Here is a 26,160-nt window from a genome sequence, read left to right as displayed (position 1 = left end):
CCTTTGTTCTGTCAGTCCAGCTTGGCGCCAGACGCTTTCACCACGGCAGCCCAGCGTTTCACCTCGGCCGCCACAAACGCGCCAAATTGCGCAGGCGTGAGTTTGCCAAACTCGGCGCCGTTGTTGGCCCAGCTGGTTTTGATTTCATCGGCCGCGGCCAGGCGGTTCACCTCTTCCACAATGCGCGCCTGCACATCAGCCGGCGTGCCCTTGGGCGCCCACAGGCCGTACCAGGTGGTCACCGTGTAATCCGGCAAGCCTAGCTCGGCCGCGCAAGGCACATCGGGGAAAGCCGCGTTGCGCTTGGTACCCGACACCATGAGCGCCTTGATGCGCCCACCCTTGATGTGGCCCGCTGAGGAACCCAGCCCGTCAAACATCATGTCCACACTGCCCGCCATCAGGTCTTGCAGCGCGGGGCCTGCACCGCGGTAGGGAATGTGGGTGATGAAGGTGTTGGTCTGCTGCTTGAACAGCTCGCCGGCCAGGTGGTGCGAGGTGCCGCCGCCGGCCGAGCCGTAGTTCATCTTGCCTGGGTTGGCCTTGACCTGGGCCAGGAAGGCCTTGAAATCGCCTGGCACGTTTTTCGGGTTCACCACCAGCACCTGGGGCACGTTGGCCACCAGCGCCAGCGGGATGAAGTCTTTCTGGATGTCGTAGTCCAACTTGGGGTACATGCTGGGGGCGATGGCGTGGTGCACCGCGCCCATGAACAGCGTGTAGCCATCGGGCTGCGCCTTGGCCGCAATGCTGGCGCCCAGCGTGCCGCCGGCACCGCCCCGGTTGTCAATCACCAGCTGGGTGCCGGTGAGCTTGGCAAACTGGGCCGACAGGGGGCGCGCAAACGCGTCGGTGCCACCGCCAGCGGGGAACGGCACGATCAGCGTGACCGGCTTGGCGGGCCAACGCGCGGCCTGGGCCAGTGCGGTGAGCGGTGCAGCCGCCCAGGCCAAGCCGGCCGCGGCGGCAGTGTGCAGCCAGTGGCGGCGCGAGGTGTTGGGAAATCGGTTCATGCGTGTCTCCTGAGAATAGTTATTGGAAAGCCAACTCGCTGATGGCAGACGCCACCGGAATCTTGCCCTGGGCCAGCATCTCGCGGTGCTTGTCCAGGCGTTTGAGGTCGTACAGGTAATTGACCATGAGCCCGTACGATTGCTTCAGCCCCTTGGGGGACGGATCGCTGGCCCAGTTCAGCCGCTCCACGCGGGCGCCATTGCCCAGGTGAAAGCGTGCCACACCGTCCAGCGGCTTGCCCTGCGTGGTCTCGTGGCCCAGGTACTGCGCAGCACAGCGCAGCAACATATGGCGCACGGCCGACGAGGGTTTCAGTGCCAGCGCCGTCTCGGCAGCGGCCAGAAAGTGGGCGGCCGTCACCGGCTCAAAGCCCACGGCCCGGCCCAGTTCGTCGCGTGCGTTGGTATCCAGCTTGTCGATCAGCGTGCCCGCATTTTTGCCCAACCACTGGCGGAAGCCGGGAATGGGCGAGAGCGTGGCAAAGGTCTTGAGCTTGGGGAACTCGGCCTTGAGCGTCTCCACGACGCGCTTGATCAGTGAATCGCCAAAGCTCACGCCGCGCAGGCCATCTTGCGTGGTGCTGATGGAATAAAAAATGGCGGTGGTGGCGGCGTTCAGGTCCGCCGCGTCGGCCGATTCGTCCAGCAGCGGTGTGATGCTGTCGGCCAGCACGTCCACCAGCGCTACCTCCACAAAAATCAGCGGCTCGTCGGGCAGGCGGGGGTGGAAGAAGCCGTAGCAGCGGCGGTCCGAGTCGAGTCGGTTTTTCACATCGGCCCAGCTCTTGATGTCGTGCACCGCCTCGTACTTGATGAGCTTTTCCACCAGCGAGGCGGGCGAATCCCAGCTGATGCGGCGCAGGTCCAGAAAGCCCACGTCAAACCAGGTGGAGAACATGTACTCCATCTCTACGTCCAACGCCTGCAGGCGCTTGTCGCCCTTCAGGCTGGGCTGCATCTCGGCACGCAGGTTCACCAGAAAGCGAATGCCCTGTGCATCCACGCTGAAGCGCTGCAGCAGGCGGCGGCGCGGCGACACAGTGGCGCGGCGGTAGTGCACCTCGGCGGCGGCCTCGTCGGGCGTGCCCACGGCGGCGGCAAAGGTGGCTTGGGCGGCTTTCACCTTCTGCGCATCGGCCACAAACATCTCGCTCATCAACAGCCACATGTCGCGCCGACGCGCCAGCGTAGCGCCCGCGTACCAGGCGGCCAGCGCCGTGGCACGGCGCCCGCCCTCGACCTCGCTCACGCGGTCGTCGATCACCGCTTGCAGCTCATGCAGCGTGCGGCGCAGCATGCGCGGCGACAGGGCCTCGTCCCCATGGCGCAACGTGGCGTGCAGGCGCTCGCGCGTGGAGCGCGCCGAGCCGGAGGCCTTGGTTCCGGCCGCCGAGCCTGCAGGTGGCGGTGTAGCAGGCGCTACGGTTTTAGGAGCTGCTAGCGCATGTTCCACGGGGGCTACAGCCTCTTTTTGTTTGGAACTCTTGGGCAAGAGCCGCGCCACGTTGCGATTGATCCACGAGTCCTGGTTCATGCGAGCAACCTGCTTTTCTGGGTGCGGGACAGTTCACGCAGCGCCTCGCGCTGGCGCAGCAAATGGGTGCGCATGGCCGTGTCCGCCGCTTCGCCATCGCGCGCCTTGATGGCGGCAAACACCGCCAGATGCTCGCTCAGGCTTTGCTCCAGCCGGCCCGGCGCGTGCAGCTGCTGCAGGCGCGCCAGCTTCAAAATCTTGCGCAGATCAGCAATGCTTTGCGCCAGCCAGCGGTTGTTGGCCAGCGTGATGATGGCTTCGTGGATGGTGAAGTTGACCGCGTAGTAGTCGGTGATGCGCTTGGCGGCGGCGTGCTGCTGCAGGCTCGTATGCAAGGCCTCCAGCGCGGCAATGTCTGCGTCCGTCGCGTTGCGCGTGGCCTCCAATGCGCAGCGGCCTTCCAGCAGCGCAATGACGGGGAATATTTCGTCCAGATCCTGCTCAGTCACCTGGCTCACAAAGCTGCCGCGCCGCGGCTCGTGCCGCACCAGGCCTTCGGCCGCCAGCACCTTGAGCGCCTCGCGCAGCGGCGTGCGCGAGATGGCCAGGTCGGCGCATAGCGCCACTTCGTCAATAAAGCTGCCCGGCGCCAGCACACCATCAAAAATCCGCGCACGCAGGCCGTCGGCGACTTCATCGTGCAGGGAGTTGTGGACCAGGCGCATGGATATGGGCAATCAAGGGATCATAATTTTCTGTAATTATGTGTAATTACCCAAACACCGTAAAGAGCCCGGACGCGGTCCGGGCATGGGGACTTACCCTAGATAGCGATCAGGATTGCGTGCTGCGGCCGCCGGCCCAGCGCCAGAGCATGGCACCACCCACGATCATGGGCACGCACAGCCACTGGCCCATGCTCATGCCCAGGCTCAGCAGGCCCAGATGGGCATCGGGCTCGCGAAAGAATTCGGCAATGAAGCGGAACACTCCATAGCCGAACAGGAAGGCAGACGCCACCTGCCCCTGCTTGCGCGGTGTGCTGGCGTACCACCAGAGCAGCCCCCCCCCCCGCGAAACACCATGCCCCAGGGCAGCGTGGGGTCGGCCAGGCGGCCCCACAGCTCGCCGTTAATGAAATTGCCAACCCGCCCCGCGGCCAGGCCCGTGGGCACGCAAGGCGCCACAAAGTCGGCGACCTGCCAGAACGGCTTGGCACGCGAACGCGCAAACCAGACCATGGATGCAATCACCCCGAGCATGCCGCCATGGAAGCTCATGCCGCCCTGCCAGACATAGAAGATTTCCAGCGGGTGGGTGGCGTAGAACACCGGCTTGTAAAACAAGCAGTAGCCAAGGCGCCCCCCCAGAACCACGCCCACCACGCCCAGGAACAGAATGTCCTCCACGTCCTTGAAGGTCCAGGCCTGCGGGCCGGTCAACGCGTTGAACGGTGCGTGGCGCAGCCGGCGGCTTCCCAGAAACATGAATAGTGCAAAGGCCGCGAGGTAGGTCAGGCCGTACCAGTGCACGGCCAGGGGGCCAAGTTGCAGGGCGACGGGGTTGATTTCAGGATGGATCAGCATGGGCCGCATTGTGCCCGTTGGCGGCATGGGCAATATCGTGGAAGGCCATGAAACGCTCCAGGGCCGGACTGCTGCGCTGCCACACCAGGCTGGTTTCGCAACCTGGCACGGCGCCCTGCACCTGGCGATACACCACACCGGGCCGCTGGAACTGTTGCACGCTGGCCGGCACCCAGGCCACGCCCAGGCCTGCCGACACCAGATTCACAATGGTCTGCATCTGGATCGCCTCTTGCGCCACCACGGGTAGCTTGCCCGCGTCGTGGTACATGCCGAAGATGGCATCAAACAGCGATGGCACGATGCGCCGAGGAAAGGTCACCAGTGGCTGAGCCCAGACATCAGACAGGCGCAGTGTCTTGCGCTTGGCCAAGGGATGCGACTCGGGCAGTGCCAGCACCAGTGGCTCCTGCGCCACGGTTAAGCGCTGCAGGCCTTCGGTGGCAAAGCCACTGGCGTGCAGCACAAAGCCCGCGTCCACCTCGTCAGACTTGAGCAACTGCAATTGCACATCGCCCGTAGCCTCCACCAGATCGAGCTGCACGCCCGGAAACTCCTGGCGGAACGCCATCACCCACTGCGGCAGCAGCGAAAAGCCCACGGTGGACACAAATGCCAACCGCAGTCGACCCGACTCCCCCACCGCCAGCGCCCTCGCCTGCACCACCAGGCCCTGCGCGCGCTGCAGCAGTTCCTGCGCCTGCGGCAGCAGCGCCAGGCCTTGGGGCGTGAGTTGCACGCTGCGCTTGGTGCGCGCGAACAGAGGCAGGCCCAGGCTGCGCTCCAGCTGGGCAATCGCCTGGGTGAGCGGCGGCTGCGTCATGTGTAAGCGCAGGGCCGCGCGGCCAAAGTGCAGCTCTTCAGCCACGGTGACAAACTGGCGCCACAGGCGCAGCTCAATCCAGGGGGTGGATGCGGGTGTCGTACTCATATGTAAAACATATTAATACACCTTGAATAATGGATTGGAAAGAATCAGTGACAACCGCGATACTCCGTCAGTCCTGAATTACCCCTGCCCCATTGGCAACCCCGAAAGAGACACAATGACCACCAAACCCATCGTCCTGAACCCCCGCAGCAAGAACATCACCGAAGGCAAGAGCCGCGCACCCAACCGCTCCATGTACTACGCGATGGGCTACGAAGAAGGCGACTTCAAGAAGCCCATGGTCGGTGTCGCCAACGGCCACAGCACCATCACTCCTTGCAACAGCGGCCTGCAAAAGCTGGCCGATGCAGCCATTGCCGGCATTGAAGAAGCCGGTGGCAACGCGCAAGTGTTCGGTACGCCCACCATCTCCGACGGCATGGCCATGGGCACCGAGGGCATGAAATACAGCTTGGTGAGCCGCGAAGTGATCTCTGACTGTATTGAGACCTGTGTGCAGGGCCAGTGGATGGACGGCGTGGTGGTGGTCGGCGGCTGCGACAAGAACATGCCCGGTGGCCTGATGGGCATGCTGCGCGCCAATGTGCCCGCCATCTATGTCTACGGCGGCACCATCCTGCCCGGCACCTACAAAGGTAAAGACCTGAACATCGTCAGCGTGTTTGAAGCCGTGGGTGAAAACGCCGCCGGCCGCATGAGCGACGAAGACCTGCTGCAGATCGAGCGCCGCGCCATTCCCGGCACTGGTTCCTGCGGCGGCATGTACACGGCCAACACCATGTCATCCGCGTTTGAAGCCCTGGGCATTTCGCTGATCTATTCCAGCACGATGGCCAACCCGCACGACGAAAAAATGAACTCCGCCAAGGAATCGGCCAAGGTGCTGGTGGAAGCCATCAAGAAGGACCTGAAGCCCCGCGACATCGTGACCAAAAAGTCCATCGAGAACGCCGTGGCCGTCATCATGGCCACCGGTGGCTCCACCAACGCCGTGCTGCACTTTCTGGCCATTGCCCACGCAGCGGGCGTGGAGTGGACCATTGACGACTTTGAGCGCGTGCGCGTCAAGACCCCCGTGTTGTGCGACCTGAAGCCGTCCGGCAAGTACCTGGCCGTGGACCTGCACCGCGCGGGCGGTATTCCGCAAGTGATGAAAACGCTGTTGGCCGCGGGCCTGCTGCACGGTGACTGCATCACCATCACCGGCCAGACCGTGGCCGAAGTGTTGAAGGACATTCCCGATGTGCCGCGCGCCGACCAGGACGTGATCCGCCCCATCGACAACCCGATGTACAAGCAGGGCCACCTAGCCATCCTGAAGGGCAACCTGAGCCCTGAAGGCGCAGTGGCCAAGATCACCGGCCTGAAGAACCCGGTGATGACCGGCCCGGCCCGTGTGTTCAATGATGAGCAGTCGGCGCTCAAGGCCATTCTGGACAACAAAATTGTTCCCGGCGACGTGATGGTCCTGCGCTACCTGGGCCCCAAGGGCGGCCCCGGCATGCCCGAAATGCTGGCGCCCACCGGTGCCTTGATTGGTCAAGGCCTGGGCGAAAGCGTGGGCCTGATCACCGATGGCCGCTTCTCTGGCGGGACCTGGGGCATGGTGGTGGGCCACGTGGCGCCTGAAGCGGCAGCCGGTGGCGTGATCGCCTTGGTGCAGGAAGGTGACTCCATCACCATCGATTCGCGCCAGTTGATCCTGGAACTGAATGTGCCGGAGGCCGAGATTGCCAAGCGCCGTGCAGCGTGGACGGCACCTGCACCGCGCTACAACCGCGGTGTGCAGGCCAAGTTTGCCTTCAATGCATCCAGCGCGAGCAAGGGCGCGGTACTGGACAACTACTAAGCCAAACAAAAGCCCGCACAAGCGGGCTGCACTTGCAAACGCCGTTCAACAGCGCAGGCTGTTAGCGGCGTTTTTTGCTGCCCAGCGTGCCTATGGCCTGGCGGTTTTTGTCGATACGGGCCTGCTTGCGCGCATTCTCACGCTCGATCGCCTTGCGCTTGGTGTAGCCCGTGCTGTCGGCCCACCACCACCAGAGCATTGCCAGTCCAAAGGGCGTGAGTACTATCCACCACGCCCAAGTGGCCACGGGCCCGATCTCCATGTATTTCATGACCAACAACAACAAACCAATACCGAGGAAATACATTGCCTTCTCCTGCTCTATGGGGCCATGGTAAGACTCGGGTCAACCCGCGTCACTACAATGGCGTTGAGTGACTGTAAACCAACCGATGAGGCCCTGATGAAAAAAACCCTGATCACCCTTGCGCTGAGTGCCACTGCTGTTCTGTCGGCAACACCCGCATTTGCCGACTTGGCGCTGGCCACCTCCAAGAACTGCCTGGCTTGCCATGCCGTGGACAAGAAGCTAGTGGGCCCCGCTTACAAAGACGTGGCTGCCAAGTACAAAGGCGACAAAACAGCTGCTGACAAATTGGCCGCCAAGATCATCAAGGGCGGTAGCGGTGTTTGGGGTCCGGTGCCCATGCCCGCCAACTCGCAGGTCAACGAAGCCGAATCCAAAAAACTGGCGGCCTGGATCTTGAGCCTCAAGTAAACGCGCTAATACAAAAAAGCCCGCTGCACCAAAAGTGCAGCGGGCTTTTTCATGCCTGACGCATGCCAGGTGTCAGTCGCTCAGTACGCTTGGCCCAGTTGATCCAGGATGGCCGGATTTTCCAGTGTGGAGGTGTCTTGTGTGACCGCCTCGCCCTTGGCCAACGAGCGCAACAGGCGACGCATGATCTTGCCCGAACGCGTCTTGGGCAGGTTCTCGCCAAAGCGGATGTCCTTGGGCTTGGCAATCGGGCCGATCTCTTTGGCCACCCAATCGCGCAGTTCCTTGGCAATGGCCTTGGCTTCGTCGCCGGTTGGACGTGAGCGCTTGAGCACAACAAACGCGCAGATGGCCTCGCCCGTCAAATCGTCCGGACGTCCCACGACGGCGGCTTCGGCCACCAGGTCGGTCTTGGAGACCAAGGCCGATTCGATTTCCATGGTGCCCATGCGGTGACCCGACACGTTGAGCACATCGTCGATACGCCCAGTGATGCGGAAGTAGCCACGGTCGGCGCTGCGCACCGCGCCGTCACCGGCCAGGTACAGCGTGCCGCCCATTTCTTCCGGGAAGTAGCTCTTCTTGAACCGTTCGGGATCGTTCCAGATGGTGCGAATCATGGACGGCCAGGGACGCTTGACCACCAGAATGCCGCCGGTGCCGTTGGGAATGTCATTACCCACTTCGTCCACGATGGCGGCCATGATGCCGGGCAGTGGCAGCGTGCAGCTGCCAGGCACCAGCGGCGTGGCGCCGGGCAGCGGCGTCATCATGTGCCCGCCGGTCTCGGTCTGCCAGAAGGTGTCCACGATGGGGCATTTCTCGTGGCCCACGTGTTTGTAGTACCACATCCAAGCTTCTGGGTTGATGGGCTCGCCCACTGAGCCAAGGATGCGAAGGCTAGACAAATCGGAGCGGTCCGGATGCACCGCCGCATCACTTTCCGCAGCCTTGATCAGCGAGCGGATGGCCGTGGGCGCGGTGTAGAAGATGGAGCACTTGTGGCGCTCAATCATCTGCCAGAAGCGGCCCGCGTTCGGGAAGGTAGGAATGCCTTCAAAAATGATTTGCGTGGCGCCCGCGGCCAGCGGGCCGTAAGCCACATAGGTGTGGCCGGTGATCCAGCCGATGTCGGCGGTGCACCAGAAGACATCTTCAGGCTTCAGGTCAAACGTCCAGTCCATCGTCAGCTTGGCCCACAGCAGGTAGCCGCCCGTGGAGTGCTGCACGCCTTTGGGTTTGCCGGTGGAGCCGGAGGTGTAAAGGATGAACAGAGGATGCTCGGCGCCCACCGGGACCGGTGCGCATTCTGTGCTCTGGCCGGCCAACGCTTCATCAAAGGTCTTGTCGCGGCCCGCCACCATATTGCAGGCAGTCTTCGTGCGTTGGTAGACGTACACGGTCTTGATCGACTCGCAGCCGCCCATGGCCAAGCCTTCATCCACGATGGCTTTGAGCGGCAGCTCTTTGCCGCCGCGCATCTGGTAGTTACTGGTGATCACCGCCACGGCACCCGCATCGATGATGCGCTCTTGCAGTGCCTTGGCCGAGAAGCCGCCAAACACCACGCTGTGCGTAGCGCCAATGCGCGCGCAGGCCTGCATGGCGATCACGCCTTCCAGCGTCATGGGCATGTAGACCAACACGCGGTCGCCCTTTTTCACGCCATCGGCCTTCAGGGCATTGGCAAATTGGCTCACGCGGGCCAGCAGTTCTTTGTAGGTGGTCTTGGTCACCGTGCCGTCGTCGGCTTCAAAGATCACGGCCACTTTGTTTTCGGTGGGCGTGCCGATGTGTTTGTCCAGGCAGTTGGCCGAGGCATTCAGCTCGCCGTCGTCAAACCATTGGTAGAACGGCGCGTTGGATTCGTCCAGCGTGCGGGTGAACGGCTTGTTCCACAGCACGTTTTCACGCGCCAGACGGGCCCAGAAGCCTTCAAAGTCTTTCTCGGCTTCGGCGCACAGGGCGTTGTAGCCCTCCATGCCGGAAATGCGCGCGGCCTTGACCATGGCTTCGCTAGGGGGGAACACGCGGTTTTCAACCAGCAGGGATTCCATGGCCGATGTCGATGTACTCATATTCTTGTCTCCTGGGACGATTCAAAACTGCCCGCAATGTCGCGGTTTGCACTTACAAGCCACTGACTTGCTGTTGGCTTACGAATTTACGCCAAAAACTCATCAGCGCCCCACCATCTCCGAAGGCACCACCCACTGGTCAAACTGCTCCGCCGTCACATACCCGCTGGCAATCGCCGCCTCACGCAGACTGCTGCCCTCCTTGTGCGCCTTCTTGGCAATAAAGGCTGCCTTGTCATAACCGATGTGCGGGTTCAGCGCGGTGACCAGCATCAGCGAACGGTCCAACAGCTCCGCAATACGCCCCCGATTTGGCGTAATACCCACGGCGCAGTGGTCGTTGAAACTCTTCATGCCATCGGCCAGCAGTCGCACGCTTTGCAGAAAGTTGTGCGCCACCATGGGCCGGAACACATTGAGTTCGAAGTTACCCGACGCACCGCCGAAATTGATTGCCACATCGTTGCCCATCACCTGCGCGGCCAACATGGTCAGCGCCTCGCTCTGCGTGGGGTTCACCTTGCCCGGCATGATGCTGGAGCCGGGTTCGTTCTCGGGAATGCTCAGTTCACCAATGCCGCTGCGCGGGCCGCTGGCCAGCCAGCGCACATCGTTGGCAATCTTCATGAGGCTGGCCGCCAGCGTCTTAAGTGCGCCATGGGCATGCACCAGCGCGTCCACGCTGGCCAGCGCCTCGAACTTGTTGGGCGCGGTCACGAACGGCAGACCGGTCAGCGTGGCCAACTCAGCGGCCACCTGCTCTGCGTAGCCTTTGGGTGCATTCAGCCCCGTTCCCACCGCCGTGCCGCCCAGCGCCAGTTCGCACAGGTGCGGCAGCGCTGCACGCACATGCGCCTCGCCATGCGTGAGCTGCGCCACATAGCCCGAGAACTCCTGGCCTAGCGTGAGTGGCGTGGCATCTTGCAGATGGGTGCGGCCAATCTTCACGATGTCGTCGAACTCACCCGACTTCTGCGCCAGCGTCGCGCGCAGCTTGGCGATCGCGGGCAGCAGCTTGTGCGTGATTGCGTCTACTGCCGCCACATGCATGGCCGTGGGGTACACGTCGTTGCTGGACTGGCTGCGGTTCACGTCGTCATTCGGGTGCACCAAGCGCCCTTCGCCACGCGCGCCGCCCAGCAGTTCGCTGGCACGGTTGGCCAGCACTTCGTTGACGTTCATGTTCGTCTGCGTACCCGAGCCGGTTTGCCAGACCACCAGCGGAAATTCGTCGGGGTGCTGGCCCGCTATCACCTCGTCCGCTGCAGCCACGATGGCCTGGGTCTTGGCGGCGTCTTGCAGGCCTAGCGCATGGTTCACGCGGGCCGCGCTGCGCTTGGCCTGCGCCAGTGCCTTGATGACTTCTGTGGGCTGGCGCTCGCTCGAGATATCAAAGTTTTGCAGCGAGCGCTGGGTCTGCGCCCCCCAGAGCTTGTCGGCAGGCACTTCAATCGGGCCAAAGGTATCGCGTTCGGTACGGGTGTGCATGGCTGCATTCTCCCCCCGCACGCGGCCCACGGTGTATCAATGCGCAACCGTCACACCCAGCAAGTTTTTCAGCTCGCCTGCATGACTTTAGGTATCAAATATGCCGCCAGCCCCCGTCAACATTGCGCGAGCAGCTATGGTTAGGATAGCAAGTGGTTTCCCGTAACCGGGCTGTACCCGGCGCCCGTGGCCAAGGGATAATTGAGGGCGTTTCGTTTCCCTCCACCCCAGCCAGGCCCTCCATGACCACGATCATCCGCCAAGCCGATCTCATCGAATCGGTGTCCGCCGCCCTCCAGTACATCAGCTACTACCACCCCACCGACTACATCGCACACCTGGCCCGCGCCTACGAGCGCGAGCAAAGCCCGGCGGCCAAGGACGCGATCGCGCAGATCCTGACCAACAGCAAGATGAGCGCCACCGGCCACCGCCCGATCTGCCAGGACACCGGCATCGTCAACGTGTTCCTCAAAGTCGGCATGGACGTACGCTGGGAAGGCTTTACCGGCAGCCTGGACGATGCCATCAACGAAGGCGTGCGCCAGGGCTACAACCACCCGGACAACACGCTGCGCGCCAGTGTGGTGGCCGACCCCGAATTCCTGCGCAAGAACACCAAGGACAACACGCCTGCAGTGATCTTTACCGAGTTGGTACCTGGCAACACCGTCGAAGTGACAGTAGCGGCCAAAGGCGGCGGCAGTGAGAACAAGAGCAAGATGTACATGCTGAACCCCGGCGACAGCGTGGTCGACTGGGTCTTGAAGACCGTGCCGACGATGGGCGCTGGCTGGTGCCCGCCTGGCATGCTGGGCATTGGCATTGGCGGCACGGCCGAGAAAGCCGTGCTGATGGCTAAGGAAAGCCTGATGGACGATCTGGACATGTACGAGCTGCAGGCCAAGCAGGCCAGTGGCGCTGAACTCGACAACGTCGAAAAACTGCGCCTGGAGCTGTTTGAAAAGGTCAACGCACTGGGTATTGGCGCCCAGGGCCTGGGCGGCCTGACCACCGTGCTGGACGTCAAGATCAAGATGTACCCCACCCACGCCGCCAGCAAACCCATTGCCATGATCCCAAACTGCGCGGCCACCCGCCACGCGCACTTTGTGATGGACGGCAGCGGCCCCGTTTACCTGACCCCACCGTCACTGGACCTGTGGCCCAACGTCAACTGGACGCCCGACTACCAGCAAAGCAAAAAGGTCGACCTGAACACGCTGACCCCGGCCGAAGTGGCGAGCTGGAAGCCTGGCCAGACCCTGCTCTTGAACGGCAAGATGCTGACCGGCCGCGACGCCGCCCACAAGCGCATCCAGCAAATGCTGGCTAAGGGTGAAAAACTGCCCGTGGACTTCACCAACCGCGTCATTTATTACGTCGGCCCGGTGGACCCGATCAAGGGCGAAGCCGTAGGCCCCGCTGGCCCGACCACCGCCACCCGCATGGACGGCTTCACCGAAATGATGCTGGCGCAAACCGGCCTGATCTCCATGGTCGGCAAGGCCGAGCGCGGCCCGGTCGCCATTGAGGCGATCAAGAAACACAAGAGCGCCTACCTGATGGCCGTAGGCGGCGCCGCCTACCTGGTGTCCAAGGCCATCAAGGCTGCCAAGGTCGTGGGCTTTGCCGACCTGGGCATGGAGGCGATTTACGAGTTTGATGTGGTCGACATGCCCGTGACCGTGGCGGTAGATTCGGGCGGCACCAGCGCCCACATCACCGGCCCGGCCGAATGGCAGAAGAAGATTGCCACGGGCGAGTTCAAGAGCATTCCCGTCACTTCGCGCTAAGCCCTTGGTGGCTACCACAGCAATGTCGACTGCCTCGCGCCCCATCGGGGTGTTTGACAGCGGCGTGGGCGGCTTGAGCGTGCTGCGCGCGCTGCGCGCCGAGCTGCCGCACGAGCGCTTTGTCTATGTGGCCGACAGCGGCAACGCACCCTATGGCGAACGGGACGACCACCACGTCACCACCCGCTCGCACGCCATTGCGGACTATCTGCTGGCACAGCACCAGATCAAGGCGCTGGTAGTAGCCTGCAACACGGCGACGGCAGCTGCGATCAAAAGCCTGCGCGCGGCGTATGCCAGCATACCGCTGGTGGGCATCGAGCCCGCGCTCAAGCCCGCGGCGGCGGCCAGCCAGACCAAAACCGTGGGCGTGATGGCCACACGCGGCACGCTGCAGAGTGAGAAATTCCAGGCCTTGCTGGCCTCACTGCACGGACAGGCCACCTTTGTGCTGCAGCCCTGCGATGGATTGGCGATTGCCATCGAACGCAACGATGCTACAAAAATAGAAGCGCTCTGTGCAGAGTACACGGGGGCTATGGGCCGCTTTGGCTTAAATTCTGCAGCGATGGACACGCTGGTGCTGGGCTGCACGCACTACCCGTTTGTCGAGGCCGTGCTGCGCCGCTCCATTGGTGACCAGGTTGCGTTACTGGAAGGCGGCGCGCCGGTGGCACGCCACACCCGGCGCCTGCTGGACGCTGCGGGCCTGTTAGCGGCAGCGGCCACAGAGCCGGTGGCTTCTACCCAGTTTTTGACAACCGGGGAGATCGAAGACCTGCGCAGCGCGGCGGTGCGCTGGCTGCAGCTGGACACCAGCGTTAGCGCCTTGGCGATTTAGGAACAGGAAGAGAAGCGGAGCAGAAAGCCAAGTGGCCTGTCCGACAGGAATCGAACCTGTGACCTACAGCTTAGAAGGCTGTTGCTCTATCCAACTGAGCTACGGACAGAAAGAACAAAGGCCCTTGAAGGGCCTTTGTTTTTGAATAGTGGTCGGCGTACAAGGATTCGAACCTTGGACCCCCTGCTCCCAAAGCAGGTGCGCTACCAGGCTGCGCTACACGCCGACAGCTGGTATTCTAACCTCGGTTAGTGGCCCACTTTGGCGAGCCGCTTCAATTAATTTGCTTCGCACGCGCACCATGGCTCCCCCCTCCCTCACCCTTCCCTGGCTGGAACCCGGCGATCCTTTTCCGGACGTCGCCACCGCCTGGGGTGCTGACAGCGATGCCCCTGGCTTGTTGTGCATGGGCGCCGACCTGCAGCCTCCTACACTGCAAGCCGCTTACGCCCAGGGAATCTTCCCCTGGTTCAGCGAAGGGCAACCCACATTGTGGTGGAGCCCAGACCCGCGCATGGTGCTGCAGGTAGAGGACTTTCGGTTGCACCGCTCCTTGCACAAGACCATCAACCGGCTACTGCAAGATGGTCGGCTGGAGATTCGCATGGACCATGCGTTTGGCGAGGTGATCCAGTCCTGTGCCCAGACGGCCCGGCGTGGCCAGCCCGGCACCTGGATTCTTCCCGAGATGGTGCAGGCCTACGGCAGGCTGCACGCCCTGGGCGTGGCCCACAGCGTGGAAACCTGGATTAACGGTGAACTGGCCGGCGGGCTGTATTGCATAGGCCTGGGCCGTGCGGTATTTGGTGAGTCCATGTTCACCCGCGTGCCCGATGCCTCCAAGATCGCGTTGACCGCCCTGGTGGCGTTTTGCCGGCAGCATGGCATCCGCATGGTGGACTGCCAGCAAAATACTCCGCACCTGGCCTTTATGGGCGCCAAGGAGATGGCACGGGCTGCGTTTTTGCAGCATATGCGCCATGCACGTGCAGAACCAGCGCCAGTGTGGCGGTTTGACCCCGTATACTGGAATCAGCTTTTGTCTGCTTGATGCCGAATCACCATGACAAACCTGACCGACCTTCCCCTCCAGACGCTGCAGTTTTATGCGACTGCGCCCTACGACTGCAGCTACCTGCCGCAACGGCAAGCGCGCTCGCAGGTGGCCACCCCCAGCCATGTGATTGACAACGCCACCTACTCGGATTTGGTGGCCAAGGGTTTCCGGCGCAGCGGCATGTTCACCTACCGCCCCTACTGCGATGGCTGCCAGGCCTGCACCCCGCTGCGGGTGCAGGCGCAAAACTTCCAGCCTGACCGTAGCCAGCGGCGCGCGTGGAAACAGCATCAGGCGCTCAACGTGCGCGTGCTGAACCTGGGTTTTGTGGCTGAGCACTACGCCCTGTATTTGCGCTACCAGACCAGCCGCCACGCAGGCGGCGGTATGGACGAAGACAGCGTGGACCAGTACACCCAGTTTTTGCTACAAAGCCGGGTGAACTCCCGGCTGGTGGAGTTCCGCGAGCCCACCACAGACGGCAGCCTGGGCACGCTGAAGATGGTCTCCATTCTGGACGTGCTGGAGGATGGTATTTCGGCGGTATACACCTTCTTCTCCCCAGAGGCGGGTGCCAGTTTTGGCACCTTCAACGTGCTGTGGCAGCTTGCCCAGGCCAAGCGCCTGGGGTTGGATTTTGTCTACCTGGGCTACTGGATAGAGCAGAGCCCCAAGATGCGCTACAAGTCCCGTTTTCAGCCCACCCAAGTATTCGTGGACGGGCAGTGGGTTGCGCAAGGTAACATCGGGCGCACAAACCCACCATGACCAAAAAAGACCTCGATCCCCCCAGCACCCCGGCCGTTCAGGTCATTGAACGCATGTTCACGCTGATTGACGTGCTGGCCTCCCGCGAAGAGGCCATCCCCCTGAAGGAGATCAGCGAGCGGGCCGGACTGCACCCCTCTACCACCCACCGCATCCTCAACGACCTGGTGTCTGGCCGCTTTGTGGACCGCCCACAGTCGGGTAGCTACCGGCTGGGTATGCGTTTGCTGGAGCTGGGCAATTTGGTCAAAGCACGCCTGAACGTGCGCGACGCCGCGCTCATTCCCATGCGCGAGCTGCACAAACTGACGCAGCAACCCGTCAACCTGAGCATGCGCCAGGGGGACGAGATCATTTATGTGGAACGCGCCTACAGCGAGCGCTCGGGCATGCAGGTGGTGCGCGCCATTGGTGGTCGCGCGCCACTGCACCTCACGTCTGTGGGCAAGCTATTCCTGGCCGCCGATGACCCGCAACGCATTCGCGCCTATGCCACCCGCACCGGTTTGCAAGGCCATACCAAGAACAGCATTACCGACCTGGCAGCGCTGGAGCGTGAGCTGTCCAAGGTCCGCCAGTACGGCCAGGCCGGAGACAACGAAGAGTTGGAATTGGGCGTGCGCTGCATGGCTGCAGGCATTTACGACGACCAAGGCAAGCTGGTAGCGGGCCTATCGATCTCTGCCCCCTCAGGACGCCTGGAAGACGACTGGCTGCCGAAGCTGAAAGATACCGCCCGGCAGATTTCGCAGACCCTGGGCCACCACGGCAACTAGTTGCGGCCGGGGCCTACGGCCCCTCAGTTGGAAACGATACGGCGATCCATCTCGCGACTGGCCAATGGCGCAGACCGCGTGGCGAGGGACGGCGTGGACTCCACCCAACGGCGCACACGTTCTGCATCGCCAATGCGACTCAGTTTGCCCGCCGAGTCCAAGAACACCATGATGAGTTTGCGGCCAGCGATCTTGGCTTGCATGACGAGACACTGACCAGCTTCAGTGATGTAACCCGTCTTCTGCAGGCCAATGTCCCACGCCGGGTTTTTTACCAAGCGATTGGTGTTGTTGTACTGCAGGGTGCGGTTGCCGACTTCCACTTGATAGCCCGTAGAGGTGGACAGTTCACGCAAGGTGGGGTCGCTGTAGGCATAGTTCACCAGCGTCGCCAAGTCTTTGGCGCTGGACTGGTTGCGGCTGGAAAGACCTGTGGGCTCTACATACTGGGTGTCATGCATGCCCAGCGTGCGTGCCTTGCTGTTCATCAGCCCGACAAAGGTTTGCACACCACCGGGATAGGTGCGGCCCAGTGCGTGGGCAGCACGGTTCTCACTGGCCATCAGTGCCAAGTGCAACAATTCGCCACGGCTCAGTTCTGTGCCCACACGCAGGCGGGAGGAACTGCCCTTCTCGGTGTCCACATCGGCCTGGGTGATGGTGATGATCTCGTCCATGGACAGATGCGCTTCGCTGACGAGCACGCCGGTCATGAGCTTGGTGATGGACGCAATCGGCAACACAGCCGATTCGTTCTTGCTAAACAACACTTCTTTGGTGTCCTGATCCACCACGAAGGCGACGCTGGATTTCAGGTCCAGCGCATCCTGCGCACCATGCAGACCAGCCAATTGGCCGAATGACGGGGCTTTGGGGATGGCGACCGTTTTGACGCGCACCACTTTGTTGTGGCTAATCTTCTTCTTTGCGACCACATGCTTCACAGCATGGGGGGCAATGCGGACTTTTTTACGCTGGAGGGCCGACGCCTCCAAAGGAAGTAGCAACATGGCCGCCACCAAACTGCCAAAACCGAGGTGTACAAGTGCGCGTTTCAACATACGTCCTTTGATTTGTGCAGGCTTACAGCGTGTAACACGGTGTACAAAAACCTGAAAGTACCGACAGTTTAATCAAAAAAGTTACGTAAGATCAACTACTTGCGCACGAAAGTTCAAGAATATTTTGATGTCCGCGCCCCACTACCCTTGTGCAGCCACCCGATCGGCCTTGCTTTGGAGCTTGTTCAGAGCACTCAGATAGGCTTTTGCGGAAGCCACCACGATGTCGGGGTCGGACCCCACGCCGTTGACCACGCGACCGCTGTTTTGCAGGCGTACCGTGACCTCACCCTGACTCTCGGTCGATCCGCTGATGGCATTGACCGAGTAGAGAACCATCTCTGCCCCGCTCTTCACGAACGATTCAATGGCCTTGAGGGACGCATCCACCGGACCATTGCCATCGGAGGCACTTTTGACCTCTTTGCCATCCACGGTGAAGACCACCGCGGCATGGGGGCGCTCACCGGTTTCGCTGTGCTGTGACAGGGAGACGAAGCTGTATTGCTCTTTGTCCAGCGTCACGCTGTCGTCACTGACCAACGCCAAGATGTCTTCGTCAAAGATGTCGCTCTTGCGGTCTGCCAGCTCCTTGAAGCGGGCAAACGCGGCGTTGATTTCGGCTTCGCTCTCCAACTGCACACCCAGCTCTTGCAAGCGCTGCTTGAAGGCATTGCGGCCGCTGAGTTTTCCCAGCACGATCTTGTTGGCGGTCCAGCCCACGTCTTCGGCGCGCATGATTTCGTAGGTGTCGCGCGCCTTGAGCACGCCGTCCTGGTGAATGCCGGACGCGTGCGCAAAGGCATTCGCCCCCACCACCGCCTTGTTGGGCTGCACGACAAAGCCGGTGGTCTGGCTCACCATGCGGCTGGCGGCGAGGATGTGCTTGGCATCAATGCCAAGTTCCAATCCGAAATAGTCCTTGCGGGTTTTCACCGCCATGACAATTTCTTCCAGACTGCAATTGCCCGCCCGTTCGCCCAGGCCGTTGATGGTGCACTCCACCTGGCGTGCGCCGCCGATTTTCACGCCCGCCAGCGAGTTCGCAACCGCCATGCCCAGGTCGTTGTGGCAGTGCACCGACCAGACGGCCTTGTCGGAATTGGGAATGCGCTCGCGCAGCGTCTTGATGAAGTTGCCATACAGCTCGGGAATGGCATAGCCCACAGTGTCGGGCACGTTGATGGTGGTGGCACCCTCTTTGATCACCGCTTCCAGCACCCGGCACAAAAAGTCCACATCGCTGCGATAACCGTCCTCAGGGCTGAACTCGACGTCGGCCACCAGGTTGCGGGCAAAACGCACCGATTGCTTGGCCTGCTCAAACACCTGGTCCGGTGTCATACGCAGCTTCTTTTCCATGTGCAACGGGGACGTGGCAATGAAGGTGTGGATGCGCGCGCTGTTGGCCCCCTTGAGGGCCTCGGCAGCGCGGGAGATGTCCCGGTCATTCGCACGCGACAGGGAACAGATGGTGGAGTCTTTGATCGTGTTGGCAATGAGCTGCACCGCTTCAAAATCGCCATTCGAACTGGCCGCAAAACCGGCTTCAATCACGTCCACCTTCAGGCGCTCCAGCTGGCGCGCAATGCGCAGCTTTTCATCGCGTGTCATGGACGCACCAGGCGATTGCTCACCGTCGCGCAAGGTGGTGTCGAAAATAATCAGTTTGTCAGCCATACCAGTTCTCCTATCTTTCAATCACATGTGCAAGCCGCGCTCTTCGGGCTCGTCGGTCGAGGTGCTGATGACGCTGGTGCGCACACCTCGGGCACGGCGTACGCCGTAGACCACATAGCCACTCAGGCCATACACCACAAACACGCCAAACATCACCGTGGGCGGGTCGATATTGATGACGGCAATGCCCAGGGCAATCAGCACGATCACGGCAAAGGGCACGCTGCGCTTCATGCTCACGTCTTTGAAGCTGTAGAACGGCACATTGGTCACCATGGTTAGCCCCGCATACAAGGCCAGCGCAAACATCACCCACGGCACGGATAACACGAAAGCGCCGAACTCCAGTACGCCGGTTCCCTTGAGGCCGTTTTCAGTCAGCAACCAGATAAACCCGGCGACCAAGGCTGCCGCCGCAGGCGACGGCAGTCCCTGGAAGTAGCGCTTATCAACCACCGTCGTATTTACATTGAAACGCGCCAGGCGCAGCGCAGCGCAGGCGCAGTACACAAAGGCGGCAATCCAGCCCCAGCGGCCCAAGCCCTGCAGCGCCCATACATAGGAAATGATGGCGGGCGCCGCACCAAACGACACCATGTCAGACAGCGAATCCATCTGCTCGCCAAACGCGCTTTGCGTGTTGGTCATGCGCGCAACACGGCCATCCAAACTGTCCAGCACCATGGCGCAAAAAACGCCAATTGCCGCCTGGTCAAAACGGCCATTGATGGCCATCACAATCGCATAAAACCCGCCAAATAGCGCTGCCAGCGTGAACAAGTTCGGCAACACGTAGATGCCCTTGCGACGCTTTCGCAGCACCTCGCTCTCTTGTGGCGTTGTCAGTGATTCAGATCCGTCGTGCATACATTCTCCTTGCGCTTGCAGCTGCCAGTGTAAGTCAGCCACCGCACCCTACCGTCTCTACGCCAACAACAACAAGGGCCACCGAAGTGGCCCTTGGCAATACGCTCAGGACGTATTAGTTGCGGGTCTGGTCAACCAGCTTATTCTTCGCAATCCAGGGCATCATGGCGCGCAGCTTTGCGCCCACAACTTCAATGGAATGCTCAGAAGTCAAACGGCGGCGAGCGGTCATGCTGGGATAGCCGGTGCGGCCTTCCAGAATGAACATCTTCGCGTATTCGCCAGTCTGAATGCGCTTCAGGGCGTTGCGCATGGCGACGCGCGATTCGGCGTTGATGACTTCAGGGCCCGTCACGTACTCGCCGTACTCCGCGTTGTTGGAGATGGAGTAGTTCATGTTGGCAATGCCGCCTTCATAGATCAGATCCACGATGAGCTTCAGCTCGTGCAGGCATTCGAAGTAGGCCATTTCAGGGGCGTAGCCAGCTTCGGTCAGGGTTTCGTAGCCCATCTTGATCAGCTCAACCGCACCGCCGCACAACACGGCCTGTTCGCCGAACAAGTCGGTTTCGGTTTCTTCCTTGAAGTTGGTTTCAATGATGCCGGCCTTGCCGCCACCGTTGGCCATCGCGTACGACAGGGCCAAGTCACGGGCCTTGCCGGTCTTGTCCTGGTGCACGGCCACCAGGTGGGGCACGCCACCACCTTGGGTGTAGGTGTTGCGCACGGTGTGGCCAGGCGCCTTGGGAGCGACCATCCACACGTCCAGATCCGCACGGGGCACGACCTGGTTGTAGTGCACGTTGAAACCGTGGGCGAAGGCCAACGAAGCGCCTTGCTTGATGTTGGGTTCCACGTTGTTCTTGTACACGCCTGCGATGTCTTCATCGGGCAACAAGATCATGACCACGTCAGCAGCCTTGACCGCGTCGTTGACTTCCAGAACATTCAGGCCGGCCTTGCCAACCTTGTCCCAGGAAGCGCCGCCCTTGCGCAGACCAACCACGACCTTCACGCCGCTGTCGTTCAGGTTTTGTGCGTGGGCGTGGCCCTGGCTGCCGTAACCGATGATGGCAACTGTTTTGCCCTTGATCAGGCTCAGGTCACAATCCTTGTCGTAAAAAACTTTCATTTTTCTCTCCGAAATAAATATTGGCGAAAAGCGCCCAGTTGCAAAAACTACCCAAGCTCAGGGCGAACGGTAAACACTGTCGCCAAACAATCCCTGCGTGGTGAGCCAGCCGAAGCACACACAGGAAAACCGAAATCAAACCCGCAGAATCCGCTCGCCGCGGCCAATGCCGCTGGAGCCCGTGCGCACCGTCTCCAGAATCGCCGCACGCTCGATGGCTTCGAGGAATGCGTCGTTCTTGGATTGGTCGCCCGTGAGTTCAATCGTGTAACTTTTCTCGGTGACGTCGATGATGCGGCCGCGGAAGATATCCGCCATGCGCTTCATCTCTTCACGCTCCTTGCCGACCGCGCGCACCTTGACCATCATGAGTTCACGCTCGATGTAGGCGCCTTCGGTCAGGTCCACCACCTTGACCACTTCGATCAGGCGGTTCAGGTGCTTGGTGATTTGCTCAATGACGTCATCCGACCCGGAAGTCTGAATTGTCATGCGGGACAACGTGGGGTCCTCGGTGGGAGCCACCGTCAGAGATTCAATGTTGTAACCGCGGGCCGAGAACAGGCCCACTACGCGGGAAAGAGCGCCAGGCTCGTTTTCCAGCAAAACTGCAATGATGTGTTTCATGAAAGGAGATTCCTCTTTTCGCTGCCCTCCCCGTGCGGCGGTAACCGCACAGCTTGGCAGACAATAGATTCATTCAAAAATGATAGCGGCCTGCGCATATTCCATGCGGGCTAGGCCACTATTTCGCTTGTAATCCGGGCCTACAGATCCTCCGAGCCCAGCAGCATTTCCGTGATGCCCTTGCCAGCCTGCACCATGGGAAACACGTTCTCCGTGGGGTCGGTCCGGAAGTCCATGAACACCGTACGGTCCTTGAGCTTGCGGGCTTCGCGCAGGGCGGGCTCCACATCGCCTGGCTTCTCGATCAGCATGCCGACGTGGCCATAGGCCTCGGCCAGCTTCACGAAATTGGGCAGCGCATCCATGTAGCTGTGGCTGTAACGGCCTTCGTACTCGACCTCTTGCCACTGCCGCACCATGCCCAGGTAGCGGTTGTTCAAGGAACAAATCTTGATCGGCGTGTTGTACTGCAGGCAGGTCGAGAGCTCCTGGATGTTCATCTGCACCGAGCCTTCGCCGGTGATACAGAACACTTCGCTCTCAGGCTTGGCCAGCTTGATACCCATGGCGTAGGGAATGCCCACGCCCATGGTGCCCAGGCCACCGGAGTTGATCCAGCGGCGTGGCTCGTCAAACTTGTAGTACTGCGCGGCCCACATCTGGTGCTGGCCCACGTCGGAGGTGATGTAGGTATCCACGTCCTTGGTCATGTTCCAGAGTGTTTCCACCACGTACTGGGGCTTGATCACATCACCCTTACCCAGGCTGTACTTCATGCAATCGCGGCTGCGCCAGCCTTCGATGGTGTCCCACCAGGCGCCCAGGGCGTTCGCATCGGGCCTGGTACTTCCTTCGCGGATCATGGCGATCATTTCGTTGAGCACGTCTTTCACGTCGCCCACGATCGGAATGTCGACCTTGACGCGCTTGGAAATGCTGGACGGATCGATGTCGATATGGATGATCTTGCGTTCGTTTTGCGCGAAGTGCTTGGGGTTGCCAATCACGCGGTCGTCAAAACGGGCGCCGACGGCCAGCAGCACGTCGCAGTTCTGCATGGCATTGTTGGCTTCCACCGTGCCGTGCATGCCCAGCATGCCCAGGAACTTGCGGTCGCTGGCGGGGTAAGCACCCAGGCCCATCAGGGTGTTGGTGCAAGGGTAGCCCAGCATGTCCACCAGGGTACGCAGCTCTGCCGAGGCATTGCTCAGCAGCACGCCGCCACCGGTGTAGATGTAGGGGCGCTTGGCCGCCAGCAGCAGCTGCAGGGCCTTGCGGATCTGTCCGCCGTGGCCTTTGCGCACCGGGTTATAGGAGCGCATTTCCACGGTTTCGGGGTAGCCGTGGTACGGAACCTTCTTGAAGGACACGTCCTTCGGGATATCCACCACCACGGGGCCGGGGCGGCCCGTGCGTGCGATGTGGAAGGCCTTCTTCATGACCTCGGCCATGTCCTTGGCGTCTTTGACCAGGAAGTTGTGCTTCACGATGGGGCGGGTGATGCCCACGGTATCGCATTCCTGGAAGGCATCCAGACCAATGGCGTGCGTGGGAACCTGCCCACTGATGATCACCATGGGGATGCTGTCCATGTACGCCGTAGCGATACCGGTCACCGCATTCGTAAGACCTGGGCCGGAGGTGACCAGGGCCACACCCACATCACCGGTGGCGCGGGCATAACCGTCGGCCGCGTGCACGGCGGCTTGTTCGTGGCGCACCAGCACGTGCTGGATGGTGTCTTGCTTGTAGAACGCGTCGTAAATGTGCAAAACCGCGCCGCCGGGGTAACCCCAGACGAACTTCACGTTCTCGGCTTGCAGGGATTTGATCAATACCTCCGCACCGCGCAGTTCGGGAACAACGGGGGTGGCAGAAGATTTGGACGCAGAGGATGCCGAAGCGATTTCAGCTTTAGTAATTTCCATGATGAACCTTTGTGAATTTCTCTAACGAAAAACCTTGGGTGCCCCTACGCAAACTCTTGTGAAGTCGTGTCGGAACTTGAGATCCAAGCCATGGGCGCATTGAATATTGCGCCGAACCAGGATCCGTTTGCCTTTTGATTTGCAGAGCGCATTATCGCACTGGTTTTCAACGCCCGAAGACCCGCGTCTTGGCGGACCGCCGAAATGCCATAATTGCGCCGCCCCGAAGCCTGCCAGTTCCTCATTGACGCAGGCTATTTTTGACCCACACTCCCAGCAAGGCTACTCCCGCTTGGCTACCGAACAAGAACTGTCTAATTTTTTGAAGAGCGTCGAACGACGCGCGTTCAAACGTTCGGTCTACCACGTGCGTAATGACGAAGCTGCGCTGGATATCGTGCAAGACAGCATGATGAAGCTGGCCGAGCACTATGGGCACAAACCCGTGGAAGAGCTGCCCATGCTGTTCCACCGCATCCTGTCCAACTGCACACTGGACTGGTTCAGGCGGCAAAAGACCCACAACGCCCTGTTTTCCAACATGGGGGACTTTGAATCCAGCCAGGAAGACGGCGATTTCGACCTGCTGGAGACCCTGCACGCCTCCAGTGCACCCGAACAAAACGAGAGCGCCGAGACCCAGACGGAGCGGGCACAGACATTGCTTTCTATTGAGGAAGAGATATTGCAGTTGCCAACGCGTCAACGCGAAGCGTTTCTGATGCGTTACTGGGAAGATATGGACGTTGCGGAGACTGCCGCCGCAATGGGCTGCTCACAAGGCAGCGTGAAAACACACTGTTCTCGGGCGGTACATGCACTCGGCGCCGCATTGAAAGCGAAGGGAATACGACTATGACGAGCAAATCGCACACCACCAATCGACCATTCAGCCAGGACACCCTGGGCCGGGCCATCACGGCCCGCCTGTCGGAGACGACCCAAGACCTGCCGCATGACATCACGCAGCGGCTCAAGGCTGCGCGCATGCTGGCGCTGGAAAAGCGCAAGGTGGTCAAGCTGAGCGTGGCCACGGGGGTGGCCGCTGCCGGTGGCAATGCTGCGGTCATGCACCTTGGTGATGCGCCCCGGGGGAAATGGCGCCAATTGGGGGCTTGGCTGCCCCTGTTTGCGCTGGTTGCCGGCCTGCTGACGATCGGCTTTGTGCAAGATGACTACCGCGCGCGCGAGATTGCCGACGTGGATGCAGAAATCCTGACTGACGATCTGCCCCCTGCGGCCTTTACCGACCCAGGCTTTGCCCAGTTCCTGCGCGTGAACCGTGGCGAGTAAGCTTCGGGGGATGCCACTGAGTTTTTTGCCGTGAATATCCGCCGTTTCAACCCCTTTTTGACCCAGGCCAGCTATGTCGCACTGGCCGTCTTGGTTGTGGGTGCCTGTGCGTCTGGCGCCGCCATGGCGCAGGCTGCCGCGGGTACCAGCAACAGTATGTCGTCCCCGCTCTCGGCCCTGGCCTGGGCTGATCTGAGCAACCCGCAGCGCCAGTCCCTGCAGCCACTGGCAACGACCTGGGACACCCTGAGCGATGGCCACAAACGCAAATGGATTGCTGTGGCCCAAAACTACGCCAGTTTGGGTCCTGCCGAGCAGACCAAGATGCACAGCCGCATGGCCGAATGGGCCTCCCTGAAGCCCCGTGACCGCGAACTTGCCCGGCTGAACTTTGCCGAAGCCAAAAAGGTGGAGCCCGCCAAGCGCGCCGCCAACTGGGAGGCTTACCAGGCGCTGAGTCCCGAGGAGAAACAAAAACTGGCCAATAAGGCCGCGGGTAAACCAGCGGGTGCGGCGGTGTCTACCAAACCATTGGCCACAGCCGGCAAGCTTACGCCCGTACCCATCACACGCCACACGCCTGAAGAAGAGCGATCCAAGGTCTCTGCCCATCAGCAGGTCGACCCCAATACCCTGCTGCCACTGGTTGCCCCCAAATAGGACCTTGCGGGTCGGAGCGGTCTTTGGGCCCTCTCTACAATCGGCGCATGCTTTCTTCTGCGACCGCACCCGAACTCCCCGTTTCTATTTCTGACACACCCGGCCTGGGCCGGCGCATGGCCTGCTGGCTGTACGAAGGCATCTTGCTGTTCGGGGTGGTGTTTCTGGCGGGTTACCTGTTCAGCACCCTGAGCCAAACGCGCAATGCGCTGGACAATCGGCATGCACTACAGGCCTTTGTCTTTGTCGTCTTTGGCATCTATTTCGTCTGGTTTTGGGCCCATGGCCAGACATTGGCCATGAAGACCTGGAACATCCGCCTGGTGGGCCGCAACGGCCAGCGGGTGACACAACTGCGCGCCCTGGGGCGCTATGTGCTGAGCTGGATCTGGTTTTTGCCGCCACTGGCGGCCGTGGCACCGTTTCACCTGAGTGCAGGAGAAATCATCGTCATCACCATTGGCTGGGTCGCCGTCTGGGCCCTGCTGAGCCGTTTTCACCCACAGCGCCAGTTTTGGCACGATGCGCTGGCCGGCACCCGGCTGGTCACCTCCCTGCCCCTGAGCCGCTGACCCC

General features: G+C 61.3%; 24 protein-coding genes, 2 tRNA genes and 1 pseudogene. 11 read left to right on the top strand and 16 right to left on the bottom strand.

Features of this window, described 5'->3' with window-relative positions:
- Nucleotides 1-11 precede the first annotated feature (11 nt).
- The 5 genes and pseudogenes from AC1DZ5_RS11975 to AC1DZ5_RS11955 all read right to left on the bottom strand — a co-directional run bounded on the left by AC1DZ5_RS11975 (nt 12) and on the right by AC1DZ5_RS11955 (nt 5,004).
- A complete protein-coding gene (locus tag AC1DZ5_RS11975; protein ID WP_477889280.1) occupies nt 12-1,013 on the bottom strand; it encodes a Bug family tripartite tricarboxylate transporter substrate binding protein in 1,002 nt (333 codons plus the stop codon).
- 19 nt (nt 1,014-1,032) lie between these two features.
- Nucleotides 1,033-2,547, bottom strand: a complete 1,515-nt coding sequence (locus tag AC1DZ5_RS11970) for a malonyl-CoA decarboxylase domain-containing protein (RefSeq protein ID WP_477889278.1) — start codon at nt 2,545-2,547, stop codon at nt 1,033-1,035.
- A complete protein-coding gene (locus AC1DZ5_RS11965) occupies nt 2,544-3,212 on the bottom strand; it encodes a GntR family transcriptional regulator (protein WP_477889276.1) in 669 nt (222 codons plus the stop codon). Before AC1DZ5_RS11965 ends, AC1DZ5_RS11970 begins: the two co-directional genes overlap by 4 nt.
- Before the next feature lie 109 nt (nt 3,213-3,321).
- Nucleotides 3,322-4,073 (bottom strand): annotated as a pseudogene (gene lgt, locus AC1DZ5_RS11960) (prolipoprotein diacylglyceryl transferase).
- Entirely contained in the window at nt 4,057-5,004 is a 948-nt protein-coding gene (locus AC1DZ5_RS11955) for a LysR family transcriptional regulator (RefSeq protein ID WP_477889274.1), read from the bottom strand. The pseudogene lgt and the gene AC1DZ5_RS11955 overlap by 17 nt, the downstream one beginning before the upstream one ends.
- A 115-nt stretch (nt 5,005-5,119) precedes the next feature.
- Between AC1DZ5_RS11955 and ilvD the strand changes: the two genes are divergently transcribed.
- Nucleotides 5,120-6,814, top strand: coding sequence for a dihydroxy-acid dehydratase (gene ilvD / locus AC1DZ5_RS11950; RefSeq protein ID WP_477889272.1), 1,695 nt, complete (start codon nt 5,120-5,122; stop codon nt 6,812-6,814).
- A gap of 61 nt (nt 6,815-6,875) precedes the next feature.
- Here the strand turns inward: ilvD and AC1DZ5_RS11945 are convergent, their stop codons facing one another.
- Nucleotides 6,876-7,121 carry a TIGR04438 family Trp-rich protein gene (locus tag AC1DZ5_RS11945; protein WP_477889270.1) on the bottom strand — a complete coding sequence of 82 codons (246 nt, stop codon included), beginning with the start codon at nt 7,119-7,121 and terminating at the stop codon, nt 6,876-6,878.
- Nucleotides 7,122-7,217: 96 nt separating this feature from the next.
- Here AC1DZ5_RS11945 and AC1DZ5_RS11940 point away from each other — a divergent pair, with 96 nt between their 5' ends.
- On the top strand, nt 7,218-7,532 hold the full coding sequence (locus AC1DZ5_RS11940; protein ID WP_477889268.1) for a c-type cytochrome: 315 nt from the start codon (nt 7,218-7,220) through the stop codon (nt 7,530-7,532).
- An 80-nt stretch (nt 7,533-7,612) separates the two neighbouring features.
- On the opposite strand, the gene acs is transcribed toward AC1DZ5_RS11940, so the two are convergent.
- Entirely contained in the window at nt 7,613-9,610 is a 1,998-nt protein-coding gene (gene acs / locus AC1DZ5_RS11935) for an acetate--CoA ligase (RefSeq protein WP_477889266.1), read from the bottom strand.
- 102 nt (nt 9,611-9,712) lie between these two features.
- A complete protein-coding gene (gene fumC / locus AC1DZ5_RS11930) occupies nt 9,713-11,098 on the bottom strand; it encodes a class II fumarate hydratase (protein WP_477889264.1) in 1,386 nt (461 codons plus the stop codon).
- A 242-nt stretch (nt 11,099-11,340) separates the two neighbouring features.
- On the opposite strand from fumC, the gene AC1DZ5_RS11925 reads away from it, so the two are divergent.
- Together AC1DZ5_RS11925 and murI are read left to right on the top strand one after the other, a co-directional pair.
- On the top strand, nt 11,341-12,894 hold the full coding sequence (locus AC1DZ5_RS11925) for a fumarate hydratase (RefSeq protein WP_477889262.1): 1,554 nt from the start codon (nt 11,341-11,343) through the stop codon (nt 12,892-12,894).
- A gap of 22 nt (nt 12,895-12,916) precedes the next feature.
- Nucleotides 12,917-13,735: a glutamate racemase gene (murI, locus tag AC1DZ5_RS11920; RefSeq protein WP_477889260.1), complete on the top strand. Its 819-nt coding sequence runs from the start codon at nt 12,917-12,919 to the stop codon at nt 13,733-13,735.
- A gap of 32 nt (nt 13,736-13,767) precedes the next feature.
- Here murI and AC1DZ5_RS11915 read toward each other — a convergent pair.
- Together AC1DZ5_RS11915 and AC1DZ5_RS11910 are read right to left on the bottom strand one after the other, a co-directional pair.
- A tRNA-Arg gene (locus tag AC1DZ5_RS11915) sits at nt 13,768-13,844 on the bottom strand.
- A 40-nt stretch (nt 13,845-13,884) separates the two neighbouring features.
- Nucleotides 13,885-13,961: transfer RNA gene (locus AC1DZ5_RS11910), tRNA-Pro, on the bottom strand.
- A 75-nt stretch (nt 13,962-14,036) separates the two neighbouring features.
- Here AC1DZ5_RS11910 and aat point away from each other — a divergent pair.
- From aat to AC1DZ5_RS11895, 3 genes are read left to right on the top strand one after another with little or no spacing between them, the layout of a single operon-like run.
- The gene (gene aat / locus AC1DZ5_RS11905; RefSeq protein ID WP_477889258.1) at nt 14,037-14,786 is read left to right on the top strand and encodes a leucyl/phenylalanyl-tRNA--protein transferase; all 750 of its coding nucleotides are present in this window, start codon (nt 14,037-14,039) and stop codon (nt 14,784-14,786) included.
- Nucleotides 14,787-14,798: 12 nt separating this feature from the next.
- Nucleotides 14,799-15,560 carry an arginyltransferase gene (locus AC1DZ5_RS11900; protein WP_477889256.1) on the top strand — a complete coding sequence of 254 codons (762 nt, stop codon included), beginning with the start codon at nt 14,799-14,801 and terminating at the stop codon, nt 15,558-15,560.
- Nucleotides 15,557-16,336, top strand: coding sequence for an IclR family transcriptional regulator (locus AC1DZ5_RS11895; protein WP_477889254.1), 780 nt, complete (start codon nt 15,557-15,559; stop codon nt 16,334-16,336). The genes AC1DZ5_RS11900 and AC1DZ5_RS11895 overlap by 4 nt, the downstream gene beginning before the upstream one ends.
- A gap of 23 nt (nt 16,337-16,359) precedes the next feature.
- On the opposite strand, the gene AC1DZ5_RS11890 is transcribed toward AC1DZ5_RS11895, so the two are convergent.
- The 6 genes from AC1DZ5_RS11890 to AC1DZ5_RS11865 form a co-directional block, all read right to left on the bottom strand.
- The gene (locus AC1DZ5_RS11890) at nt 16,360-17,397 is read right to left on the bottom strand and encodes a serine hydrolase (protein ID WP_477889252.1); all 1,038 of its coding nucleotides are present in this window, start codon (nt 17,395-17,397) and stop codon (nt 16,360-16,362) included.
- 141 nt (nt 17,398-17,538) lie between these two features.
- Nucleotides 17,539-19,077 (bottom strand): 2-isopropylmalate synthase, encoded by a 1,539-nt coding sequence (locus AC1DZ5_RS11885; protein WP_477889250.1) that lies wholly within the window; start codon nt 19,075-19,077, stop codon nt 17,539-17,541.
- A gap of 21 nt (nt 19,078-19,098) precedes the next feature.
- Complete coding sequence (pssA, locus tag AC1DZ5_RS11880) at nt 19,099-19,944, bottom strand: CDP-diacylglycerol--serine O-phosphatidyltransferase (RefSeq protein ID WP_477889248.1); 846 nt, start codon at nt 19,942-19,944, stop codon at nt 19,099-19,101.
- Nucleotides 19,945-20,059: 115 nt separating this feature from the next.
- Nucleotides 20,060-21,076, bottom strand: a complete 1,017-nt coding sequence (gene ilvC / locus AC1DZ5_RS11875; RefSeq protein ID WP_477889246.1) for a ketol-acid reductoisomerase — start codon at nt 21,074-21,076, stop codon at nt 20,060-20,062.
- A 135-nt stretch (nt 21,077-21,211) separates the two neighbouring features.
- Nucleotides 21,212-21,703 (bottom strand): acetolactate synthase small subunit, encoded by a 492-nt coding sequence (gene ilvN, locus AC1DZ5_RS11870; RefSeq protein WP_105259632.1) that lies wholly within the window; start codon nt 21,701-21,703, stop codon nt 21,212-21,214.
- A 140-nt stretch (nt 21,704-21,843) separates the two neighbouring features.
- Nucleotides 21,844-23,631: an acetolactate synthase 3 catalytic subunit gene (locus AC1DZ5_RS11865; protein ID WP_477889243.1), complete on the bottom strand. Its 1,788-nt coding sequence runs from the start codon at nt 23,629-23,631 to the stop codon at nt 21,844-21,846.
- A 292-nt stretch (nt 23,632-23,923) separates the two neighbouring features.
- On the opposite strand from AC1DZ5_RS11865, the gene AC1DZ5_RS11860 reads away from it, so the two are divergent.
- From AC1DZ5_RS11860 to AC1DZ5_RS11845, 4 genes are read left to right on the top strand one after another with little or no spacing between them, the layout of a single operon-like run.
- Nucleotides 23,924-24,490, top strand: a complete 567-nt coding sequence (locus AC1DZ5_RS11860) for an RNA polymerase sigma factor (RefSeq protein WP_477889512.1) — start codon at nt 23,924-23,926, stop codon at nt 24,488-24,490.
- On the top strand, nt 24,487-24,924 hold the full coding sequence (locus AC1DZ5_RS11855; protein WP_477889241.1) for a DUF3619 family protein: 438 nt from the start codon (nt 24,487-24,489) through the stop codon (nt 24,922-24,924). The genes AC1DZ5_RS11860 and AC1DZ5_RS11855 overlap by 4 nt, the downstream gene beginning before the upstream one ends.
- Nucleotides 24,925-24,954: 30 nt before the next feature.
- Complete coding sequence (locus tag AC1DZ5_RS11850; RefSeq protein ID WP_477889239.1) at nt 24,955-25,584, top strand: DUF3106 domain-containing protein; 630 nt, start codon at nt 24,955-24,957, stop codon at nt 25,582-25,584.
- A gap of 47 nt (nt 25,585-25,631) precedes the next feature.
- A complete protein-coding gene (locus AC1DZ5_RS11845) occupies nt 25,632-26,156 on the top strand; it encodes an RDD family protein (RefSeq protein WP_477889237.1) in 525 nt (174 codons plus the stop codon).
- Nucleotides 26,157-26,160 lie beyond the last annotated feature (4 nt).

This window comes from Rhodoferax sp. P1_F3, assembly GCF_056405715.1.
This window is presented reverse-complemented; position numbering and strand designations above follow the sequence as displayed.